Consider the following 19,893-nt stretch of genomic DNA (forward strand, 5'->3'; position numbering starts at 1 on the left):
ACGTCTCCTTATCTAAAAAGTATCTCTTTTCTAGCTTCAAATTCAGCCTTGCTGATCGTACCACTCTCAAAAAGCTCGTATAATCTTTTGAGGTCCTCTTCTTTGTCTTTGAGCTTTAGCCTCTCTTTTAGCTCGGCTTTTTGTAAATTTTTATCCACACCACTGCCGACTAAAAATGCGTCGATGATCCACCAAATGCCCCAAATAGCCAAGAATAAATAACCAACGAGGATGATTTGTAAAGAGTAGCCGATAAAAAATAGTCCCATCATCAAAAAGCCAGTTATAAATTTGCCAAGGTAAATTCTATGCGCTCCAAGCCAGCCAGTAAGTAGCCAAAGCGCGTATGCGACGTAGATATTATTTCCCACTCTCTCTCCTTTTTCTAAAACTTTGCCAAAGTATCATCACGACGCAAAGATCGATCATCACATCAGCGAAGTTAAAGACCGCAAAGTTAAACCACTTATGCCAAAAGACATAATCCACGACGCCGCCATGGATAAATCTATCTGTGATATTTGAGCTGCCAGCTCCTAGCAAAGCTCCAAGCCAAATGGCATGCGAGTAAAGCAGCTTTTTCTCAACGACCAGATAGACAAAAACGCCTAAAATGAGGGCGATCTGGATAAATTTAAGCCACTCATCTAAAAAGGCAAACATCGAAAACGCAACGCCTTTATTATATGTAAGAACTAGCGAGAAAAACTCGCCCTCCCACGAAAAACCATCTATAAATATCATTTTTATCGCTTGATCAACGATAAAAATGAGAAAAAATGCTATGAAAAATTTAACCAAATTTTTACGCATTTAGGGCTTTTACGAAAAATTTCTCAACTTCATCCATGCGTTTTTCAACTAAAGTTTGATTTTTGCCCTCAAGCAAAAGCCTGATCAAATTCTCAGTGCCAGAGTATCTAAAAAGTGATCTTATGCCATCTTTTGCAAGGCTAGCCTCAAGCTCTTTTAGCCCCTCTATCTTATCAAGTGGCTTTTTCTCTATGATCTTTAAATTTAGTAAAATTTGTGGATATGGCTTTAGCTCACCAAAAATTTCGCTAGCTTTTTTACCTTTTTTAAGCATCATCGCGACAACTTGCATTGAGGTAACAAGGCCATCGCCAGTTTTGGCGTAGTCGTTAAATATCACGTGACCGCTTTGCTCACCGCCAAAATTTATGCCATTTTCTTTCATCATCTCAAGCACGTATTTATCGCCTACGTTTGAGCGAAGTAGTTTGATCTTATGAGCTTTTAGATAGTCATCAAGTGCAGCGTTACTCATTACCGTAGCTACGATGGCTCCACCTTTTAGAGTCTTTTGCTCGTGTAAAAATGCAGCTAGTGAGCCAAGTATCGCATCGCCATGCACAACTTCGCCGTTTTCATCGACAACTACAAGCCTATCAGCATCGCCGTCAAATGCAAAGCCGATGTCAGCACGAAGCCTTTTTACTTCGCTTGCTAGATCTTCTGGGTGAAGCGCACCGCAGTTTTGGTTGATGTTGCTACCATTTGGCTCGTCGTTTATGACGATGACATCAGCTCCAAGCTCGCTAAATACAGTTGGCGCGACCTTGTAAGCAGCTCCGTTTGCCACATCTAAAACTACTCGTAAATTCTTTAAATTTAGCTCTTTTGGGAATGAATTTTTGATCTGCACGATATATCTGCCGATAACATCGTCGATCCTCTTGTTTGCACCGATCTCTGTCATCGTTTTTTGGGCGTTTGCGATGAGCTCATCGTCGTAGAAGATTTTTTCTATCTCGGCCTCTATCGTCTCATCAAGTTTGTTGCCAAAGCTATCAAAAAATTTGATGCCGTTATCGTAGTATGGGTTGTGTGATGCGCTTATCATGATACCAGCGTCACAGCGCATATTTTCTGTTAAAAATGCGATCGCAGGTGTTGGCATAGGGCCTATTTGAAGGACGTTGTAGCCAACTGCAGTTAGTCCTGCAACGATGGCGGTTTCTATCATATAGCCGCTTTTTCTTGTATCTTTTCCAACCAAAATCACATTTGTAGCTGAGGTTTTTCTAAAGTAAATTCCAGCCGCCATTGCAAGACGCATAGATGTTTGAGCTGAAAGCTTCTCACCAGCTTTTCCACGAACTCCATCCGTTCCAAATAGTTTCATAAATTTATCCTTTTTATTATAAAATTGTGCTATTTTATCAGAATTTACCTAATTTAAAATCTAAAATTTTACTTTCATTAAGGATGACTTAAATTAAGGTTAAATTTATTATATCTTTAATATAATCACCGACTAAAATTATTCAAAAAGGTATATTATGGCAAACCATAAATCTGCTGAAAAAAGAGCTAGACAAACTATAAAAAGAACAGAAAGAAATAGATTTTACCGCACAAGACTTAAAAATATCACAAAAGCAGTGCGTGTAGCTGTAGAAGCTAAAGATCTAAATGCTGCAAATGAAGCTTTAAAAGTTGCTAACAAAAGTATCCACAGCTTCGTAAGTAGGGGCTTTTTGAAAAAACAAACTGCTGCTCGCCGTGTTAGTCGTCTTGCACAATTGGTAAATACTCTAAAAGCTGCTTAATCTATAAAATTTAATGTTTGCTGATAAACTTCATCCATTTTTGGATCGCTATAATGAAATTTCTACGCTTCTTAGCGATCCAAATATAGCAAACGATATCGAAAAGATGACAAAGCTCTCAAAAGAGCAATCATCTATCGAGCCAGTCGCAACTGCCTCAACAAAATATCTAGAAATTTTAAAAGATATCGACGAAAATAAAGCCCTACTTGAGGACTCTGAGCTCGGAGAGCTTGCAAAAGAGGAGCTTAAAAATTTAGAGATTTCAAGAGAAAAGCTTGAAGAAGAGATAAAAATTTTACTTCTTCCAAAAGATCCAAACGATGATAAAAATATATTTTTAGAAATTCGTGCAGGTACTGGTGGTGATGAGGCCGCGCTATTTGTTGGGGATCTTTTTAATGCTTACATTAGATATGCAGAACTTCGTGGATATAAATTTGAGATCGTTAGTCAAAGCGAAGGCAATACTGGTGGCTTTAAAGAGATCATCGTACTTATAAAAGGTAAAGGTGCTTACTCGAGGCTAAAATTTGAAGGCGGTACACACAGAGTTCAACGTGTGCCAGAGACCGAGAGCCAGGGTAGGGTGCACACTTCAGCTGTGACTGTAGCTATTATGCCAGAGGTCGAGGATAGTGAGATCGAGATCAATCCAAATGATATAAGAGTCGATGTGATGAGAAGCTCAGGTCACGGTGGTCAGTCGGTAAATACAACCGATAGTGCCGTTAGGATCACACATATACCAACTGGCCTTGTTGTAACAAACCAAGATGGCAAGAGTCAGCACAAAAATAAAGAAGCTGCGATGAAGGTGCTAAAGGCTAGACTTTATGAGCTTCAAGAACAAGAGAGACTCGCAAAAGAGACTAGTGAGCGAAAGAGCCAAGTTGGCACCGGAGATCGTTCTGGCAGGATAAGGACATACAACTATCCGCAAAACCGCATAAGTGATCACCGCATAAATTTAACACTTTACCGCCTTGATGCGATTATGGCTGCGGGATTATTTGATGAGATCATCGAGCCACTTATTACGCATTATCAAGCAGAAGCTATGCTAGAAGCTGGTATTTAAACTTTCAAATTTTTACTTCAAATTTTATAATTTATTTCTTTACCTAAAAATACTACTTTAGATTAAAATACTTTTAAATTTACCAAGCTTTAAAGTCAAATTTACAAGAATTTTACAAAAATAGATATTTAGAAGTAGTAGTTAGTAATATTTTTTCTCATTTTTTTCAAAATAATATAAATTAAATTTTTAGATTTTATTTCTAAAATATCGATTTTTAGGCCATTTAAAAGTATAAAATTTTTATTTTTGATATTATAATTTTGCATAAATAGTTTTTAAGTTTTGCTTAATAATTCTACCTTACAATTTCACCATAATTTAATTCAAAACAAGGAGACAAAATGTCAATAAGTGCAAGAAATCAACTAAATGTTGAGATCACAGAAGTAAGAACAGGTGCGGTAAATTCACTAATATCTGCTAAGCTTGCAGGCGGTGAGGTGCTAAAAGCAACTGTTACAGTTGATAGTGAAAAAGGTCTTGATCTTAAAGTTGGCAAAAAAGCTATCTTTTTATTTAAAGCTTCAAGTGTTATCGTTTCAAGAGATGACAGCATTAAACTTAGTGCTACAAACCAAATAAAAGGTGTTGTTAGCGAGATAAAAGACGGAGCTGTAAATGCTGAAGTTATTATTGATGTAAATGGCAGCAAAATTTCTGCTATCATCACAAGAGAGTCAGTTAGCAGCCTAGCTTTAAAAGCGGGAGATAAAGTAACTGCGATCATTAAAGCAACTCAAATTATAGTTGGTGTTAAATAATTTACGGAGCAATTTTGCTCCGTTATTCTAAATTAAATTCTATTCTTAAGCTAAAATCTAAAATACTCTAAAATTCGTCAACTAATTTATAAATTTAAAGAAGTCGTAGTGAATATTTTTAAAGCTATTTACTTAAAAATTTTTATAAGAAAATTTATATTATTTTTTTACTTTTATAACCTATCTGCTATTTTATGCAGAGTGTGGCATACCAAAGGTTCACCATACAATGGGCGGGCTAAATATCAACACAAAGCCCAAGTCATAAACTCTTAAACTGTAGCTGGTGAGATCATAGGTGGCGTTCATAGCGCTAGCCGTCTAGGGTCGTCGCGATAATTTACTGCTTGACTTTTTGCATAATCACTGCTAAGACTATCGGCTAAAAAGAGGTAGCAGACATTTGCTTGCCACTATAAATTTTTAAATCTATAAACTCCATTTTTCACTCGCTCGAAAATTTTCTTCTCTTCAAGTAGCTTAAATGTATTTATCACGGTTGGTTTGCTCACATCCAGCTTTTCACAAATTTCTGAAATTTTTACTACAATAAATCCATTTTCATCACAGCTTTTAACTAGCAAATTTATAATTTCTACCTTTTTCTCACCAATTATTGCCTTGTAAATTTCTTCATTCATGCTAGATCCATTTATATCCTATTGCCACGCACCAAAGCGCGCCACATAAGAAATTTGCGATCATCACAGCTGCACTTCCTGCATCTTTTGCCGCCTTTGCTAGGGCGTGATAGTCTGGGCTTGCAAGATCAGTTACTCGCTCTAAGCCTGAGTTTAGGCACTCGCAAACTAGCACAAATGCCATGCTAAATATCAAAAATATATTAAAAACAAGGCCAAAATTCCAAAAAATAGCGATAGTGTTGCTAATAAAAATATGCAAATTTCTATTCGAAAGCTCTTTTCATTTTTAAAAATTTCAGCCAAACCCTCTCTTGCATAGTCAAAATTTTTAAAAAATTTATACTCTGGCTGGTTTCTCATAATTTTCCTTTTTGCGATTTTTGGCATAATTATAATTAAAAAAAGGATGAAATTTGAAACTTATTAGCTGGAATGTAAATGGCCTTAGAGCACTTGTAACAAAAGATGGTTTTGCATGGCTTACGGAGCAAAAGCCTGATTTCTTAGCGCTTCAAGAGATTAAAGTCAAAGAAAGTGATGTGCCAAAAGAAATTTATAACCTTGGCTTTAAAGATATCAGTGTAAATTCAGGCGAGAGGGCCGGATACTCTGGCGTGATGAGCCTAGCAAATTTTGACATTTCTACACAAAAGGCAGCTTTTTTCGACGACACGGAGGGGCGTGTTTTGGAACATAGATTTGGCAATATCGTGCTTTTTAATATCTATTTTCCAAACGGACAAAAGGATGACGAGCGCCTAGCCTATAAAATGGACTTTTACGAGAAATTTCTAGCTTACTGCAAAGAACTTGTAAAAAGCGGTAAAGAGGTGATATTTTGTGGCGATGTAAATACTGCTCACCGTGAGATCGACCTTAAAAATCCAAAGGCAAATGCCAAAACTTCTGGCTTTTTGCCTATTGAGCGAGCATGGATAGATGAGGTGCTAAAAAATGGCTTTATAGATACTTTTAGAACTATAAATGGCGACGTAGCGGACGCTTACTCGTGGTGGAGCTATCGCTTTAATGCAAGGGCTAAAAATATCGGCTGGAGGATTGATTATTTCTTTATTTCACAAGGATTAAAAGATAGGCTAAAAGACGCATTTATCTTGCCAGATATTACAGGCAGCGATCACTGCCCGGTTGGCATAGATATAGAAATTTAGCCACTATTCCATTCTGCGAGGCTTGCCCAGTAAGAAACCTTGTGCGTAAGGTATTCCAAAATTTTTGATTTGGTTTAAAATTTCTTCCGAACTTGCAAACTCGGCTACTATTTTGTAGCCTTGTTTTTTAGCAAAGCTTACGATAGTTTCTACTAGAACTCTAGCATTTTCATCAAATGGAAGCTTTTTGATTATCGAGCCATCTATCTTTATGGTGTCTATATCAAGCTCCAAAATTCGGTAATAGTTTGAGTATCCTGAGCCAAAGTCATCAATCGAAATTTTACATCCATAGCCCTTGACGCGTTTTATGAAAGAATTTACCGCAACATAGTCGCTAAGCTCTTCGCTCTCTAGCATTTCAAAACAAATTTTATTAGGATCTTTGCACTCGTTTAGCTTGCTCTCTATAAGCTCTCTCATACTAGCATCAGCAATATCGGTAATTGATAAATTTATCGAGAACATATAATCTGGATATCTTTTAGCTAAATCAAACGCAAGACTTATCACCTTTTTGGTTATTTGCGGATATAGTTGTGTTTTCATGGCAATATCTAAAAATTCGCCCGGATAGTGTATCTTTCCATTTTGATCGATTATACGAACCAAAACTTCATAATACTTTGCTTCAGTCTCATTTTCTTCTAAGTTAAAGATACCTTGTGCTTCTACGATGACTCTATCGTTTTCTAACGCATCTTCGATTAGCTGAACTGCCAGCTGGTTTTTGTGATATTTCATCTCAATGGCGTCATTTTCTAGATAGTAGTAAATATTGCTACCATTTTCTATTGCGAGCTGATTTGCAAGGACTGATTGCATTAGGCGGTTGGTTTGTGGGGTATCGTTTGGCAATGAAACACCAAATACTATCTTTATGCCTGGCAAGTTTTCAAATTTTTCATCAATAGCGATATTTATCCTATTTGAGCCAAAATATTCTCTAATATACTCAATATCTTTTACGATATTATCGCCTTCATACCATATATAAAATGCGTCATCTTGAAATCTAAATAGCTTTGCTTTTATCTCAGAAGTATCTATACAAAGCTTTAGTGTATCAGCTACTGCTTTTAGCATTGCATCGATAATCTTAGTTTGATAAAAGAATCTTAAAATTTTAAAATTCTTAATGCTTAAGCAAATGAGCACTCCATCTTTTTGTGCGTCTAAAATTTCAGTTAAAGCAAAGTAGTTACCAAAGCCTGTTAGCTTATCGATTGAAGATTGTATTTTTATTTGTTCATTTTTTTGAGTTAGTTCATTTAGTATTAGCGTCTCTTTAGTCCTATCAAGTTTTACCGCTATATAGCCCTCAAATTTATTTTTAAAGAAAAATGGTGAAAATTTTACCTTTTCATATAAAAAATTACCGTTTTTTGTTCTGCTTATAAGCTCATCGCTCTCCCAAGGTAGAGATTTTTGCACAGCCTCTTTTATGGATTCATAAAAGCTTTGCGGGTGCATATATGATTTTAGTATTCTAGGGTTTTTGCCTATTACTTCTTTTAGCTTGTAGCCAGTTTTTTCTTCAAAGGTTTTATTTACGTATGAAATTCTATTGTATTTATCGCAATAGATAATAGAGCTATGATCGTTTTCGACTGTCGTTCTTAGGAGTTTTATCTGTCTTAAACGCTCTGAGGCCATTTTAATTTGATAGAGACCAAATGAACAAAATATTATAAATGTAATCAAGCAAATTCTCTGAGCTATTTTTGCCTTATTCACCTCATCAGAGTGAAATTCTAGGATTTTGTTTCTAAAATTTTCTATTAGATTATCAAGATGTAGCTCTTTTGCACTATTTGAGATTGTACGTAATGTTTTTGTAGCTTGAGCTGCATAAAGTATCTTGTCTAATACATTTTGAGCTTTTTGGTTATCTTTATACTCGTTTTTATACATTTTTATTTGCTTTGAAATATCATCTATTGCTTCAGGACTAAGCATCAAAGCACCTTTTATCGCATAAAATATAGGCTCAAGCTTATTTGAAAGTGCGAGATTTTGTATTTCATATTGACTTATTTGGATATAAGAATCTATAGATGAGTTTACATAAGCTGATCTTTGTAAAAAAAATACTTTTTTACTAAATACATCTCTTATGTTTTGTAGGTCTTTTTTTATTTCATTTTGATGAAATAACAACATCTCATCACTAAGTATTGAAAGGTTGCTTAAATTTGTATCAAAAGAATTTATGTCAGCATTGAGTTTGTCGTAGTTTGAGATATCATAAATATTATTCAAAGAAAAAGTTATCTCATTGTCTATAAATTTTAGATTTAAAATCCCGTCATCAAATTTATGAGCTGCACCAATAGCTATATTTGCTTTATATATAAAAAACGCACTAATGAAAAATATAGCTGTTAAGACGCTAAGTATGGTTTTTATTCGTTTAGTACTCATTTAGTATCCTAGGCTTTTTACCATTTAATGTCAGAAAAAATGAGTATAAAGCATCAATTTCATCTTTGCTAAGAATGTATCCTAGCTGGTAGTTACCAATAAAGCTTATAGCCTCTTTTAGATCGTTTATCTCTCCATGAGATAAATATGGAGCAGTTTTTGTAATATTTCTTAGTGATGGTACTCTTCTTAATCTTTTGCTTGTATCTAAGGCAGAAATTCTTTCTCGGCCAATATCTTGTGTCAAATTTCCTCCCAAATTTCTACCATTATGACAAGCGGCACAGCCTATATTATTGAATATCTCAAATCCTTTCTTTGCGCTATCATCTATGGCATTGTTATCACCTGATATAAAACGATCAAATGGCGAATCAACACTTAAGACTGCCTTTTCAAACTCAGCTATTGCATCTGCAATATTATCAAAATTAATGCCGTCATTATAAATTTTTTTAAATAAAATTTTGTACTCAGAGATGTTATTTACAGAATCCACTATCTTGTCGTTATCCGAGTTTAGTTCTATTCTAGAAGTTATGGACTCTTTTACTTGATCTTTTAAATTGCTAATCTTTGCATCGCTATAAAATAGATAGTTTGCTGCAGCATTTAATATGGTTGGAGGATTTAAAGTGCCTTTTTCCATGCTATCTTGGTTGCTTCCACTTAAATTCCAATACAGGTTGTGACAAGTTTGGCAAGAGTAGTTTTCATTTGGGCTTAGTCTTTTGTCAAAAAAGAGTTTTTTACCAAGCAGAGCCTTTTCTTCATTATATTTTACTACCGTGAGAGGTTTGTAGGATTCATATTTACAAAATGAAATCGTGATGATAAATAGAAAAAGTATAACGCCCTTCATAACGCCCCTAATTTTTAATTTTCTTTTTTATATCGGCAAATTTTTGATTTTTTATATAGTACGTTATTTTATTGTTTTTTGAAATTTATGATACAATTCGCTCGATTTAGAAAATATTTATATTTCAGGGAGGAGAAGTCATGAAAAAAGGCTTTACGATGATTGAGTTGATCTTCGTGATCGTTATATTGGGCATATTAGCTGCGGTTGCTATACCAAAATTAGCTGCAACAAGGGATGATGCAGAGATAGCAAAAACTGCTACAAATATACAAACACTTATTTCGGACTTGGGTTCTTACTATACTTCACAAGGCGAATTTGCTTCTGGTGCAGATGCTGTTAAGAAGATGTCGAATGTTAAAAATCCAGTAAATGCAAAAAATGATAAATGCCTAGAAGTAGGTACAGGAAACAATACTAATGGAGAGATAGGCATCACCATAAAAACAGATGGCCTTTGCAAACAAGTTTGGGAATTACCTGGCTTGGCAGATGTTAAAGCTCTAGTCGAAAGTAGCGACAATAAGACAGCTAATACGCTTAAATTTGGCGGTATGGGCATAAAATATAAATAAAATTTTTAGCAAGGTATTTTCCTTGCTTTTATGATATTTGGCCTACTAAATTTTTTAATATAACAAAGACTGATAGAAATACAAATTTTTTACACAAATAATTTATATACATAAAAATAAGCTTTCTAAGATTTAATGCGTTGCCAAAAAGTATCAATCCTAACTTATGCTAATAGGTAATGGCCTTTTATTAAATTTAATTGATTTTATCCTTTACAAATTTTAAAGATAAAAAACGTAAAATCAAACCATGGATTTACTAAAAGACCCGTTAAACAAGCTCATCATCTCGCTCTCACTTCCAGCTGGCACCGCAATGATGTTTAATACTCTTTATAACGTCACCGGCACATTTTTTGCAGCAAAAATTTCTACCCTTGCCGTAGCTGGTATGGCTATGAGCTTTTTGCTTTATCTAAGTATTGTAGGCATTGGGCTTGGTTTTGGCTCAGCACTAACTGCGCTAATAGGTAATAGCCTTGGAGCAGGAAAGATAAAAATGGCTAAATTTTATGCGGCAAATGGAGTTATCTTTGTGCTAGTATTTGCTATTTTTATGGGATTTTGTGGCTATTTTTTAGCACCAAATTTACTCACTTTTTTAGGAGCTGATCATCACTATTTAAAAGAGGCGCTTGATTACGCAGGTGTTATCTTTCTTGCTGCACCATTTTTCTTGATTATCAAATCTCTAAACGGCGTGCTTGTGGCACTTGGAGATACAAAAAGTTACCGCGATTGGCTATTTTATGGCCTTTTTATTAACGCATTTTTTTGCTACTTTTTTGCATTCATTTTGGATCTTGGTGTAAAAGGGCTTGCTCTAGCAACAGCGAGTGTTCAGCTTTTGGGCATGATCTACCTTTTTGTAAAAGTTAAAAAGGCTAAGATGATCGAGCCAAGAAATTTAAGCTATTTTGTGCCAAATTTTAGCATTTGGGTAAAGATTACAAAACAAGCTCTACCGGCTTGTTTGAACTATCTATCGATGTCGCTTGGCTCACTTGTGCTTTTAAAATTTATAAGCTACTATGGTGTAAATGCTGTAGCGGGGTACGGTATAGCCTTAAGGATAGAGCAAATTTTGGTATTACCGACCATTGGTATGGCTGCAGCAGTTTTAAGTATCGTTTCAAGAAACTATGGCGCTAAAAATTTTAAAAGAGCTAAACAATGCTATAAAATTTCGCTTCTTTTTTTACTTATTTATTGTGCATTTGCTTGCGTTTTTATTAGATTTTTTGGTGAAGATATGATAAGAATTTTTGATGATACGCCGGCAGTTTTGGAGATAGCAGGGCTTTATCTTGGTATAAATTCTCTTGCTTACGTAGCTTATGGCACGATAAATGTCTCAGGCAGCACTCTTCAGGCCATAAAACGTCCAGTGGCTATCTTTTTGCTAAATGGATTTAGGCAATTTGTACTTCAAGGATCACTTTTTTACGCGGTAGTTTTCTATTTTGGTCTTGAGATAAAATTTATATGGCTGGCTCTATTTTTTAGTGTCTATCTCACAGCCATTTGCTTCGTCTTTTGGACGCTTCATCAGTTAAGAATGGCTACTGACGTAAGCTTTTAAATTTAAAACAAAAAGCAAAAAAGCAAAGTGAAGCAACTAAGATTATGCTAGCTCCGCCTGTTAGGTTAAAATAAAAGCTAATAAATAGACCACTAAAGCAAAAAACGACTGAAAAGATAGTAGAGATTAGCATCATCAGCCCCAGTCTTTTGGCAAAAATTTGTGCTAAATATGGCGGTATAGTAAGAAGAGCGATGACTAGAATCAGCCCAACAACACGAATCGTAGCCACCACACAAAGCGCCATCATGCACACTAATAAATAGTGAAAAAATGTTGTATTTACGCCGCGCAACTTTGCAAACTCTGCATCAAAGCTAATAGCTACAAATTGACGATAAAAAAGGGCAATGAGTGCTAAAAATAAAATATCTAAAATACTCATAAATGTTATATCTTGCCCGCTCACTGCTAAGATAGAACCAAAAAGATAATTCATAAGATCGGCATTGTATCCCGGAGTTAAATCGATAAAAATGATACCAATAGCCATGCCAAATGCCCAAATAGCGCCGATAACTGAGTCGATGTTGGTTTTATCTTTTAGTGTGATAGTGGCGATTACGAGAGCTAAAAAGAGTGAAAATATGCTAGCTCCAAGAAGTGGTTCAAGCGAGAAGAAAAAGGCAAGTCCTATGCCGCCATATGCTCCGTGCGCGATACCGCCAGCGATAAAAGTCATTTTATTTATAACAACGAGCGAGCCTATGAGCCCACAAATGATACTAACTAAAATGCCAGCAATAAAGGCATTTTGCATAAAATTTAACTCTAAAATTTCACTCATTTTATTTCTTTAGCTTAAAAACATTACTTTTGATTTTGCACTCACATTCACCAAGTGCGATCTCGACGTCGCAAAAATGGCTATGAGATTTTGCTAAATGCTCTATAAATTCTCTTTTTGCAGTATCTTCATGAGTTTTATGAATATGTAAATTTTTACTCACGTAGGCGATTTTTGTAGCATAATTTAGCACGATATTTAGATCGTGACTTACCAAAACTACGCCAACACCACTTACATTTATATTTTTTAAAATTTCATAAATTTCAGCCTGACCCTTTGTGTCGATGCTAGCTGTTGGCTCGTCTAAAACGAGGACCTTTGCATTTGCACAAAGCGCTCTTGCGATATATACACGCTGTCTTTGGCCACCGCTTAGCTCACCAATTCTAGCGCTTGCAAATTCTTTCATGCCAACTTTCTCAAGGGCACCAAGAGCCATTTGTTTCTCATCTCGCGAGTAAAAACCAAAAATTTTTTTGTCTATTAGCCCCATTAAAACTACTTCTAAAACCATCATCGGAAAGCTTTGATTTGAGAGAAAATTTTGAGGCACATAGCCTATAAATTTACTGACCTCGCTTGGCTCTTTTCCAAAGAGCTTTATCTCACCACTTTGAGGCTTGAGTAGCCCTAGGATAAGCTTTAAAAGTGTGCTTTTGCCACCACCATTTGGACCGATGATAGCTAAAAACTCATCGCTACTATAATCTAAATTGATACCTTCTAAAACCACTTGCTTATCGTAGCTAAAGTTTAAATTTCTAATTTTTATAATTTCTTTCAAAACAGACTCTTTTGCGTAAATGTAGTAGTAAAAATAAAAAGTCCAAGCCAAAGCATAACGCTAAGTGCCATAAATTCGGCATAGATTTTAAACTTTTTTAGCTTAATGTTTGTGCTCTCATTTATCTTGGCTCCAAAAACAGCCGCTAAAAATATCACTGCGCTCATGCCAAGCGCCATAAATAGGCCACTTATAACGCCTGCAAAGTAGCTGCCTAGCTCATTTGCTAGCACAAAGACAAGTATCGTGCCAGGACAAGGAATAAGTGCCGCAGCAGCTGCAACCAGCCATTCTTCTTTGTTTTTTGGTTTTTTTGTAGTACAGATATTACAGCCACAGTCGCTAGTAAATTTTGTATTTTTACTCAAATTTTGGCTTAAACTTGAGCTAAAAATATAAAATTTATTTAACTCTTTTTTGCTTGAAAGATAAATTTTGACCTTTTTATAAAGCATAAAAATCGCTACAAAAAAGATAATAATGCCAGAAAATGCTGTCGTAACGCTTGCTGTATCTTTTGTCAGATCGCTACTGATCTCACGTAGTATCATAAAACTAGCAAGCACAAAGATAAAAGCACCCACAACATGTAAAAATCCGATCTTTAAAGAGAAGAAAAAGGCTTTGGCGTAGCTTCCACCAGTTGCGGCAAAATAGGAGCTTGTAAGCACCTTGCCATGTCCCGCAGATGCAGCGTGCAAAAAGCCATAACCAAATGATATGAGCGCTAAAAATAGCAGAGTTAGCGGACTTTTTTGATCAAAATTTCTTAGAATTTGCTTTAATCTATCAAGCATGCTTAGACTTGTTTTTGAAACAAGATCAAACTTAGCTTCATCGATTTTATCGATCTGGCTTAAATTTTCATCTTCAAAATTTACTGAGTTTGGCTCTTTTAGAAGCTCTTTTAATACAGGCTTTTCGTTATGAGCTTTGGCTGCAGCTTTACTTGAAAATGTAAAAAATATTAAATTTGCATTTGGATTTGGTATCGTCCAAAACTGGTCTGATACCAAAAACGCGTTATTTTGTGTAAATTTAAAATTAAAATATCCCTCTTTATCGTCCATTTCGACAGACACCACAAAGCCATCTTTGATAAGCAAATTTGTCTTAAAACTAACATCAAATTTTAGTCTGCCCTCATCAAAATAGAGTTTATACTTTTTTAAATTTAGCTCAAGTTTTGTAGCATTTTCATCTTTGTAAAAGTACTCAATATTCGTTAAATAATGCCTTGGCACAAGATAATCAAGTAAATTTAAGCGGATCTTTTTGATCTCGCTTTCATCTATCTTTTCATCCTGATTTAGGTCAAAATTTTGCCTCATAAGCTCTGAGAAATTTTGCGAAAATGTCCACGAAAAAGCAATTGTAGTGATATTGTTTTCGTTTGAGTCAAATTTTACGCTCACGTGAGCGGTCGGGCTATAAAGCGAGCAAAGAGCACACCCGAAGGCATTTATAGCAAAGAAGCAAATGACAATCAGGCGTGCTAACATTTTTTATAGACTCTTAGCAAAAATTTCTGCTGTTTTTTTCATCTCATCTAGCCAATTTTCTGGGAGCTGATCAATGCTTATGACCTTTGAGCCAGTCTCTTTTGCTACTAAATTTGCAGCCTTTGTTGGAAACTGAGGAGCAACGAAAATGACTTTTACACCGTGCTCTTTAGCTTCTTCGATGAGCTCTTTTAGCTCAGCTGGCTTTGGCTCTTTGCCCTCTACCTCGATGGCAATTTGCTCTAAATTATAACGTTTTGCAAAATATCCCCAAGATGGGTGATATACGATAAATTCGCGAGTTTTCACATCTTTTAGAGTATTTTTGATAAAACTATCAAGCTCGTCAAGGCTGGCTTTAAATTTAGCTAAATTTTCCTCATAAAGCTTTGCATTTTGCGGGAATTTCTCTATTAGCGCCTTAGCTATATTATCAGCTTGAGTTTTTACTAAAACCGGATCAAGCCAAATGTGTGGATCAAGGCCGTCATGATGATGGTGATGATGCTCGCCAGCTTCGTGGTCATGGTCATGGTGCTCGTGATGCTCATGTTTATGCTCACCCTCATGCTTGTGCTCATGATGTTCATGATGTTCATGATGTTCATGGTGTTCATGGTGTTCATGATGCTCATGTTCATCGCTCATAGCGATCTTTTCGATACCTTCTTGTGTTTTTACAATGTGTAAATTTTTAAAAGATTTTGAAAAACGCTCTAGCCAAGTATCTTCAAACTCAATGCCAATAGCAAAGTAAAGCTCGCTCTTTTCAAGCTCCTTCATCTGTTTTGGCTTTGGCTCATAAGTGTGCGGATCAGCACCTTTGCCAACCATTGTATTTACGCTTAGTGTATCACCTGCGATTTGCTCAACAAAAAATTTTGTAGGCAATATACTAGTCGTAACAACTGGCTTTGCAAAAAGCGACAAAGCGCAAACTGCTAAAAAAACAAAAATCTTTCTCACCATCTCTCCTTTATTTGAAAAAATATTGCGGAAGTTTAGCAGATTGCAACTTGGTTGCAACTTAAAGAACAAAAGCCTAAATATAGTGCTTTTTAAATGAAATTTAAAACTTTTAGCGTTAATATACAAAAAATAAAAAGGGTAAGGATGAATGCAAGAAATTTCTTAGAAGAGCATAGTATCAAAGCAACTACTTTTCGCATAAAGCTCGTTGAAATTTTGCAAAATGCCAAAACTCCATTAAGCTATGATGAAATTTTAGAAAGCCTTAATGCAAATAAAACTACTTTTTATAGAAGTATAGAAATTTTTGAAAAAAAGGGCCTTGTCATAAAAACTGAAAATAATCATAAAAGCTACTACGAACTAGCAAATGAGGCAAAAGCGTACTTTATCTGCGATGTCTGTCATAAAGTCACAAACATCGATATGCCTCATCTAAACGTCGCTAAAAATATAAAAAGTGCCGTGATAAAAGGCGTTTGTGATGAGTGTGATCACGAGTAAAGAGCGATGATCTCAGCTGGAATGGCTTTTGGGCGATTTGTTTTTAGATCAATATAGACAAACTCGGTCTTGCCAGTTGCTATTAGCTCGTCATCTTTTTTAAACTCAAAATATCTACAAGAAGTCGCCTTGCCTTCAGCTTGTGTGTAAGTGTAAATTTCTATCTCATCCATTAATTTTGCGCTTTTTATATATTTGGCTTCATTTTTTCTAATGAGCCAGATCTCGCCTCTTTTATACTGCGCCTCGACCGTATCGCCAACCGCGGCAGAGTGCGCAAATGCAGCCTCTTGCATAAGAGTGAAATAATAGACATTATTCATGTGTCCGTGCATATCAATGGCTTGTGGTGGGATTATTACTTTGTAGATAAAATCTTTCATTTCTGGCCTTTTTTGCTAGAATTATAACCAAAAATAAGGAGCTAAAATGCAAAATTTATGGGATAAGAAGGCGTCAAATTATCAAAGGTTTGATGGCAAAGTAGGTGCTATCCAGCAACAAATTTTTGCTAAAGCCTTAGCTTGGGGAGTTGATTTTAGCGGTAAAGAAATTCTCGATATAGGCTGTGGTACCGGTGTTTGGACGATATTTTTGTCAAAAACTGCAAAAAATATAACTGGCATTGATAGCTCAGAGAAAATGATAGAAATTTTAAATGAAGATGCCAAAAGATTTGGCGTGACAAATTTAACTAGTGAGGTTTGCTCTTGGAGAGAATTTAAGCCCGCAAAGCACTTTGATATCGCAATTTGCACGATGAGTCCAGCGATTGCTAGCGATGAAGATTTCGCTAAATTTCATAATATCGCAAAACAAAAACTCTATCTTGGCTGGGATAAGCCTAGAAGCTCTGATTTGATTGAGCCATTTTTTAAAAAATTCGGACGAACTCTCTCACAAAAAAACGTCGTAAATAGGCTTGAAGCGTGGCTAAATGAGCAAAGTATAGCTTATAAGAGTGAAATTTTAAATGAAACAAGGATCGCTAGACGAAGTGTGCAAGAAGCTGCTGAGAATATCTGCTGGCACCTTGAGATAAACGGAGCTAAAAACTATGATGAAAAAGCGGTTTTAGTGATGTTAAAAGAGAAATTTGACGGCGAGTTTATAGATGAAAAGATAGAGTCGCAGATGAAGCTTTTTATTTTTTAAGCTAGTTTTGATCTAGAGAAAAATTTTTTACCAAATTCGCTAAAAATAACTCCAAAGATTATTAAGATTGCACCAAAAATTTGTATGAGTGTTAGCTTTTCACCAGCGAAAAAATAGCCGATAAATCCAGCAGAAACTGGCTCAAGACAGAAAAATAAAGCTGCTTTGCTGGCTGTTGTATATCTTTGAGCGATGGTTTGTACAAAGTAGCAAAAAATGGTGCCAATAAATGCAGTGATAAAAATTGCTATAAAAAATTCCCTATCGTAATTTGGCACCACACTACCTTCAATAAATGCAAAGACAAATGAGAGTAAAGAGACTGTAAGAAATACCACAAATACGAGTAGATAAAGCTCACATTTTCTTACAAAGTGGCCATTTAAGCTCGTGTAAAGTGCATAAAATATGGCACAAAGTAGGGCAAGTGCCTCGCCAGCTCCTAAGGCAAGAGTGGCTCCACTTAAGAGCCAAAGCCCAAAAATAGCAATAAGTGCACCAAAAATAGCAAAAATGGTTATTTTATTTTTAAAAATGAGTGCTGTCATAAAAGGCACGATCACACACTCAAGCCCTGTAATAAAGGCAACACTTGAGCTAAAAGTAAGCTTTAGAGCGTAAGTTTGAGCAACAAATGAGCCAAAGAGAACTACGCCAAGGATAGTGCCATAAACTACACTTTTCTTATCAAAAATTTTAGAAAATTTAAATGCTATAAGCCCCATAAAGATAGCGGAAATAAAAAATCTACAAAAGAGCATAACAAAGACACTATTTGTTTTTAGTGCATTTGCCATAGGTAAAAACGTAGCGCCCCAAACGATGGCAACTACGATGAGTGCGATGTCGGCTCTGTTTTGTATGCTTAAATTTTTCATTTAAGGATCGAGTCAAGTACCTTTTTGCCGCTATCTAGGCTAAAGCCGCTTCTTAGCCCCTTTTCCTTTTCACTCATCACGTTAAATAGCCCATCTAGCGTCTTTCTTGTGATGTATGCGTTTAGATCCTCGCCGTCATCTGGCACGTATTCGCTAGCGCCTAAATTTTTAGCTAGGCTCTTTACCGATTTTATAGTTTCATTATTTTTTGCTGAGCCGACGATGAAAGAATTTAGCCCATTATAGGCAGTTGCAAAGCTATTATCACTCATCATTTTTTCAATTATCGGCGCAAATGCCGCCTTTAGCTTTTGGCTGGAGCTTTGCTGCAAATATTTCGTAACGCTGTCACTGCCGCCATTAAAGAGCTTTTTGACATCTGCCTCGCTCATATTTTTTATGCTCTCGCTAAAAATTTCAGCAGCCTTTGGTACGGCTGTGGTCGCGGCATTGTTTATCGACTTGCTAAGATCCTGCGCCCACTTCTCGCCACCTACTTTTTTGGCTAAATTTGACGCCATTTCAAGGCTTTTTGGAAGTGGGATTTTAGCTGTGGCATTGTTTATAAAGCCCTCTTTTGAAAGCTCGCTAACAGCGGCATTTAGTGCCTCGCTAACTAGGCTTTTGTAATCTCCACTTGATGCGTGAGTGGCGATTTTAACGCCTTTGTTTATCATATCGTCCATGCTCGCGGCTTGTAAATTTAAAGCAAGCGCGCCATAAAGAATAACAAGAGATCTTTTCATCTTCTCTCCTTTTTAAAATTTAGAGCAAAATCATACAAAAAATATCTAAACACTTAAAATAAATTTAATCTTTTTGCACTAGAATTCACCCTTTTTTTCTAAAGGGAGATTATGCAACTTTTACTTCTTAGCTTCGCTCTTAGTATGGATAGTGCGGCACTAAATATGGCAAATGGCGCAAGGTATAAAAATTTAGCTCTTAATAAAATTTTATTTATTGCTTTTATGCTTGGCTCTTTTCAGTTTCTTATGCCGCTTCTTGGTTATCTTTTAGGTGTTAGTTTTGCAAAATTTATAAGCTCGGTTGATCATTTCATCGCATTTTTTATACTTTGTTTTCTTGGTTTTAGAATGTTTAAAGAGGCCTGTAGCAAAGAGGAGTGTGAGTATCTTAAGATAGGATTTAAGACCATTTTGTATGGGGCGTTTGCTACTAGTGTGGATGCTCTTGCCGTTGGCGTCACACTTAGCTTTGAAGAGATAAATATCTTTCAAAGCTCGCTCATCATCGGTATAGTCTGCTTTGCATTAAGTTTGATTGCTTTTTATATAGGTAAATTTATGGGTGAAATTTTAGAAAAAAAGGCGCTCTTTTTGGGAGGAGCGATATTAATTTTTCTAGGTTTTAAAATTTTAATAACGCATTTAATTGGAAGCGGCGCGGTTCAATAAAAATTTAAAATAACAATTAAAAATAATATTTAAGATTAACTATATTTTAAAGCTTATATGGATAAGATTTTGATTTTTAGAAGTGGTGACCCATACGAGACTCGAACTCGTGTTACCGCCGTGAAAGGGCGATGTCCTAACCGCTAGACGAATGGGCCACATGTCGGTTATGAAGTTGGGATTATATTTCTTTTATACTTAATTTTAGTTTAA

24 protein-coding genes and 1 tRNA gene are annotated in these 19,893 nt (G+C 35.6%); 9 read left to right on the forward strand and 16 right to left on the reverse strand.

Annotation, left to right across the window (positions count from 1 at the left end; all coding sequences use genetic code 11):
- Positions 1 to 8 precede the first annotated feature (8 nt).
- Genes G5B98_RS00645 through glmM form a run of 3 tightly spaced genes read right to left on the reverse strand, consistent with a single transcriptional unit; the run spans position 9 to position 2,146 of the window.
- Positions 9 to 371 carry an NINE protein gene (locus G5B98_RS00645; RefSeq protein WP_196086867.1) on the reverse strand — a complete coding sequence of 121 codons (363 nt, stop codon included), beginning with the start codon at positions 369 to 371 and terminating at the stop codon, positions 9 to 11.
- A complete protein-coding gene (gene lspA / locus G5B98_RS00650; RefSeq protein WP_196086868.1) occupies positions 361 to 813 on the reverse strand; it encodes a signal peptidase II in 453 nt (150 codons plus the stop codon). The genes G5B98_RS00645 and lspA overlap by 11 nt, the downstream gene beginning before the upstream one ends.
- The gene (gene glmM, locus G5B98_RS00655; RefSeq protein WP_196086869.1) at positions 806 to 2,146 is read right to left on the reverse strand and encodes a phosphoglucosamine mutase; all 1,341 of its coding nucleotides are present in this window, start codon (positions 2,144 to 2,146) and stop codon (positions 806 to 808) included. Before glmM ends, lspA begins: the two co-directional genes overlap by 8 nt.
- A 157-nt stretch (positions 2,147 to 2,303) precedes the next feature.
- Between glmM and rpsT the strand changes: the two genes are divergently transcribed.
- From rpsT to G5B98_RS00670, 3 genes are all read left to right on the forward strand, one after another.
- Positions 2,304 to 2,573: a 30S ribosomal protein S20 gene (rpsT, locus tag G5B98_RS00660; RefSeq protein ID WP_004317319.1), complete on the forward strand. Its 270-nt coding sequence runs from the start codon at positions 2,304 to 2,306 to the stop codon at positions 2,571 to 2,573.
- A gap of 13 nt (positions 2,574 to 2,586) precedes the next feature.
- Positions 2,587 to 3,654: a peptide chain release factor 1 gene (prfA, locus tag G5B98_RS00665; protein WP_087578185.1), complete on the forward strand. Its 1,068-nt coding sequence runs from the start codon at positions 2,587 to 2,589 to the stop codon at positions 3,652 to 3,654.
- Between the two features lie 344 nt (positions 3,655 to 3,998).
- Entirely contained in the window at positions 3,999 to 4,418 is a 420-nt protein-coding gene (locus tag G5B98_RS00670; protein WP_196086870.1) for a TOBE domain-containing protein, read from the forward strand.
- 413 nt (positions 4,419 to 4,831) lie between these two features.
- Here G5B98_RS00670 and G5B98_RS00675 read toward each other — a convergent pair whose 3' ends face one another.
- From G5B98_RS00675 to G5B98_RS09345, 3 genes are read right to left on the reverse strand one after another with little or no spacing between them, the layout of a single operon-like run.
- Positions 4,832 to 5,059 (reverse strand): replication/maintenance protein RepL, encoded by a 228-nt coding sequence (locus G5B98_RS00675; protein WP_072594035.1) that lies wholly within the window; start codon positions 5,057 to 5,059, stop codon positions 4,832 to 4,834.
- A 1-nt stretch (position 5,060) separates the two neighbouring features.
- Positions 5,061 to 5,321 carry a diacylglycerol kinase gene (locus G5B98_RS09340; protein WP_346265383.1) on the reverse strand — a complete coding sequence of 87 codons (261 nt, stop codon included), beginning with the start codon at positions 5,319 to 5,321 and terminating at the stop codon, positions 5,061 to 5,063.
- On the reverse strand, positions 5,252 to 5,422 hold the full coding sequence (locus tag G5B98_RS09345; RefSeq protein ID WP_232525369.1) for a hypothetical protein: 171 nt from the start codon (positions 5,420 to 5,422) through the stop codon (positions 5,252 to 5,254). Before G5B98_RS09345 ends, G5B98_RS09340 begins: the two co-directional genes overlap by 70 nt.
- Before the next feature lie 53 nt (positions 5,423 to 5,475).
- On the opposite strand from G5B98_RS09345, the gene G5B98_RS00685 reads away from it, so the two are divergent.
- A complete protein-coding gene (locus G5B98_RS00685) occupies positions 5,476 to 6,234 on the forward strand; it encodes an exodeoxyribonuclease III (protein WP_196086872.1) in 759 nt (252 codons plus the stop codon).
- A 3-nt stretch (positions 6,235 to 6,237) separates the two neighbouring features.
- Here G5B98_RS00685 and G5B98_RS00690 read toward each other — a convergent pair whose 3' ends face one another.
- Positions 6,238 to 8,658, reverse strand: a complete 2,421-nt coding sequence (locus G5B98_RS00690) for a bifunctional diguanylate cyclase/phosphodiesterase (protein WP_196086873.1) — start codon at positions 8,656 to 8,658, stop codon at positions 6,238 to 6,240.
- Positions 8,648 to 9,520 carry a cytochrome-c peroxidase gene (locus G5B98_RS00695; RefSeq protein WP_196086874.1) on the reverse strand — a complete coding sequence of 291 codons (873 nt, stop codon included), beginning with the start codon at positions 9,518 to 9,520 and terminating at the stop codon, positions 8,648 to 8,650. Before G5B98_RS00695 ends, G5B98_RS00690 begins: the two co-directional genes overlap by 11 nt.
- Before the next feature lie 158 nt (positions 9,521 to 9,678).
- Here G5B98_RS00695 and G5B98_RS00700 point away from each other — a divergent pair, with 158 nt between their 5' ends.
- Positions 9,679 to 10,098 (forward strand): type II secretion system GspH family protein, encoded by a 420-nt coding sequence (locus tag G5B98_RS00700; RefSeq protein WP_232524596.1) that lies wholly within the window; start codon positions 9,679 to 9,681, stop codon positions 10,096 to 10,098.
- 250 nt (positions 10,099 to 10,348) lie between these two features.
- Complete coding sequence (locus tag G5B98_RS00705) at positions 10,349 to 11,680, forward strand: MATE family efflux transporter (protein ID WP_196086876.1); 1,332 nt, start codon at positions 10,349 to 10,351, stop codon at positions 11,678 to 11,680.
- On the opposite strand, the gene G5B98_RS00710 is transcribed toward G5B98_RS00705, so the two are convergent.
- The 4 genes from G5B98_RS00710 to G5B98_RS00725 are packed head-to-tail and all read right to left on the reverse strand — an operon-like array spanning position 11,661 to position 15,722.
- Entirely contained in the window at positions 11,661 to 12,467 is an 807-nt protein-coding gene (locus tag G5B98_RS00710; RefSeq protein ID WP_196086877.1) for a metal ABC transporter permease, read from the reverse strand. The genes G5B98_RS00705 and G5B98_RS00710 overlap by 20 nt on opposite strands.
- 1 nt (position 12,468) lies before the next feature.
- A complete protein-coding gene (locus tag G5B98_RS00715; protein WP_196086878.1) occupies positions 12,469 to 13,254 on the reverse strand; it encodes a metal ABC transporter ATP-binding protein in 786 nt (261 codons plus the stop codon).
- On the reverse strand, positions 13,251 to 14,756 hold the full coding sequence (locus tag G5B98_RS00720; protein ID WP_196086879.1) for a nickel/cobalt transporter: 1,506 nt from the start codon (positions 14,754 to 14,756) through the stop codon (positions 13,251 to 13,253). Before G5B98_RS00720 ends, G5B98_RS00715 begins: the two co-directional genes overlap by 4 nt.
- Before the next feature lie 3 nt (positions 14,757 to 14,759).
- The gene (locus G5B98_RS00725) at positions 14,760 to 15,722 is read right to left on the reverse strand and encodes a metal ABC transporter solute-binding protein, Zn/Mn family (RefSeq protein WP_196086880.1); all 963 of its coding nucleotides are present in this window, start codon (positions 15,720 to 15,722) and stop codon (positions 14,760 to 14,762) included.
- Positions 15,723 to 15,869: 147 nt separating this feature from the next.
- Between G5B98_RS00725 and G5B98_RS00730 the strand changes: the two genes are divergently transcribed.
- Entirely contained in the window at positions 15,870 to 16,229 is a 360-nt protein-coding gene (locus G5B98_RS00730; protein ID WP_084109795.1) for a Fur family transcriptional regulator, read from the forward strand.
- Here G5B98_RS00730 and G5B98_RS00735 read toward each other — a convergent pair.
- Positions 16,220 to 16,612: an acyl-CoA thioesterase gene (locus G5B98_RS00735; protein ID WP_103628881.1), complete on the reverse strand. Its 393-nt coding sequence runs from the start codon at positions 16,610 to 16,612 to the stop codon at positions 16,220 to 16,222. The two genes, G5B98_RS00730 and G5B98_RS00735, sit on opposite strands and share 10 nt — an antisense overlap.
- A 46-nt stretch (positions 16,613 to 16,658) precedes the next feature.
- Here G5B98_RS00735 and G5B98_RS00740 point away from each other — a divergent pair, with 46 nt between their 5' ends.
- The gene (locus G5B98_RS00740) at positions 16,659 to 17,384 is read left to right on the forward strand and encodes a class I SAM-dependent methyltransferase (RefSeq protein ID WP_196086881.1); all 726 of its coding nucleotides are present in this window, start codon (positions 16,659 to 16,661) and stop codon (positions 17,382 to 17,384) included.
- Here G5B98_RS00740 and G5B98_RS00745 read toward each other — a convergent pair.
- Both G5B98_RS00745 and G5B98_RS00750 read right to left on the reverse strand, forming a co-directional pair.
- Positions 17,381 to 18,262, reverse strand: coding sequence for a DMT family transporter (locus G5B98_RS00745; protein WP_196086882.1), 882 nt, complete (start codon positions 18,260 to 18,262; stop codon positions 17,381 to 17,383). The genes G5B98_RS00740 and G5B98_RS00745 overlap by 4 nt on opposite strands.
- Positions 18,259 to 19,008 carry a DUF4197 domain-containing protein gene (locus G5B98_RS00750; protein ID WP_196086883.1) on the reverse strand — a complete coding sequence of 250 codons (750 nt, stop codon included), beginning with the start codon at positions 19,006 to 19,008 and terminating at the stop codon, positions 18,259 to 18,261. The genes G5B98_RS00745 and G5B98_RS00750 overlap by 4 nt, the downstream gene beginning before the upstream one ends.
- Positions 19,009 to 19,119: 111 nt before the next feature.
- Here G5B98_RS00750 and G5B98_RS00755 point away from each other — a divergent pair, with 111 nt between their 5' ends.
- Positions 19,120 to 19,680 (forward strand): manganese efflux pump MntP, encoded by a 561-nt coding sequence (locus G5B98_RS00755; protein WP_196086884.1) that lies wholly within the window; start codon positions 19,120 to 19,122, stop codon positions 19,678 to 19,680.
- Positions 19,681 to 19,763: 83 nt separating this feature from the next.
- Here G5B98_RS00755 and G5B98_RS00760 read toward each other — a convergent pair.
- Positions 19,764 to 19,838 (reverse strand) — tRNA-Glu (locus G5B98_RS00760).
- Positions 19,839 to 19,893 lie beyond the last annotated feature (55 nt).

The sequence above is a fragment of the Campylobacter concisus genome, from assembly GCF_015679985.1.
GTDB classification, from domain to species: Bacteria; Campylobacterota; Campylobacteria; order Campylobacterales; family Campylobacteraceae; genus Campylobacter_A; species Campylobacter_A concisus_AC.

Excerpts from the sequence above, each read along its gene's own strand:
- G5B98_RS09345 (WP_232525369.1), bottom strand. The coding sequence starts at position 5,422 with ATGAGAAACCAGCCAGAGTATAAATTTTTTAAAAATTTTGACTATGCA.
- G5B98_RS00700 (WP_232524596.1), top strand. The coding sequence starts at position 9,679 with ATGATTGAGTTGATCTTCGTGATCGTTATATTGGGCATATTAGCTGCG.
- G5B98_RS00735 (WP_103628881.1), bottom strand. The coding sequence starts at position 16,612 with ATGAAAGATTTTATCTACAAAGTAATAATCCCACCACAAGCCATTGAT.
- G5B98_RS00740 (WP_196086881.1), top strand. The coding sequence starts at position 16,659 with ATGCAAAATTTATGGGATAAGAAGGCGTCAAATTATCAAAGGTTTGAT.
- G5B98_RS00710 (WP_196086877.1), bottom strand. The coding sequence starts at position 12,467 with ATGAGTGAAATTTTAGAGTTAAATTTTATGCAAAATGCCTTTATTGCT.
- G5B98_RS00750 (WP_196086883.1), bottom strand. The coding sequence starts at position 19,008 with ATGAAAAGATCTCTTGTTATTCTTTATGGCGCGCTTGCTTTAAATTTA.
- glmM (WP_196086869.1), bottom strand. The coding sequence starts at position 2,146 with ATGAAACTATTTGGAACGGATGGAGTTCGTGGAAAAGCTGGTGAGAAG.
- G5B98_RS00745 (WP_196086882.1), bottom strand. The coding sequence starts at position 18,262 with ATGAAAAATTTAAGCATACAAAACAGAGCCGACATCGCACTCATCGTA.
- G5B98_RS00755 (WP_196086884.1), top strand. The coding sequence starts at position 19,120 with ATGCAACTTTTACTTCTTAGCTTCGCTCTTAGTATGGATAGTGCGGCA.
- rpsT (WP_004317319.1), top strand. The coding sequence starts at position 2,304 with ATGGCAAACCATAAATCTGCTGAAAAAAGAGCTAGACAAACTATAAAA.
- G5B98_RS00670 (WP_196086870.1), top strand. The coding sequence starts at position 3,999 with ATGTCAATAAGTGCAAGAAATCAACTAAATGTTGAGATCACAGAAGTA.
- G5B98_RS00720 (WP_196086879.1), bottom strand. The coding sequence starts at position 14,756 with ATGTTAGCACGCCTGATTGTCATTTGCTTCTTTGCTATAAATGCCTTC.
- G5B98_RS00695 (WP_196086874.1), bottom strand. The coding sequence starts at position 9,520 with ATGAAGGGCGTTATACTTTTTCTATTTATCATCACGATTTCATTTTGT.
- G5B98_RS00690 (WP_196086873.1), bottom strand. The coding sequence starts at position 8,658 with ATGAGTACTAAACGAATAAAAACCATACTTAGCGTCTTAACAGCTATA.
- lspA (WP_196086868.1), bottom strand. The coding sequence starts at position 813 with ATGCGTAAAAATTTGGTTAAATTTTTCATAGCATTTTTTCTCATTTTT.
- G5B98_RS00705 (WP_196086876.1), top strand. The coding sequence starts at position 10,349 with ATGGATTTACTAAAAGACCCGTTAAACAAGCTCATCATCTCGCTCTCA.
- G5B98_RS00730 (WP_084109795.1), top strand. The coding sequence starts at position 15,870 with ATGAATGCAAGAAATTTCTTAGAAGAGCATAGTATCAAAGCAACTACT.
- G5B98_RS00675 (WP_072594035.1), bottom strand. The coding sequence starts at position 5,059 with ATGAATGAAGAAATTTACAAGGCAATAATTGGTGAGAAAAAGGTAGAA.
- prfA (WP_087578185.1), top strand. The coding sequence starts at position 2,587 with ATGTTTGCTGATAAACTTCATCCATTTTTGGATCGCTATAATGAAATT.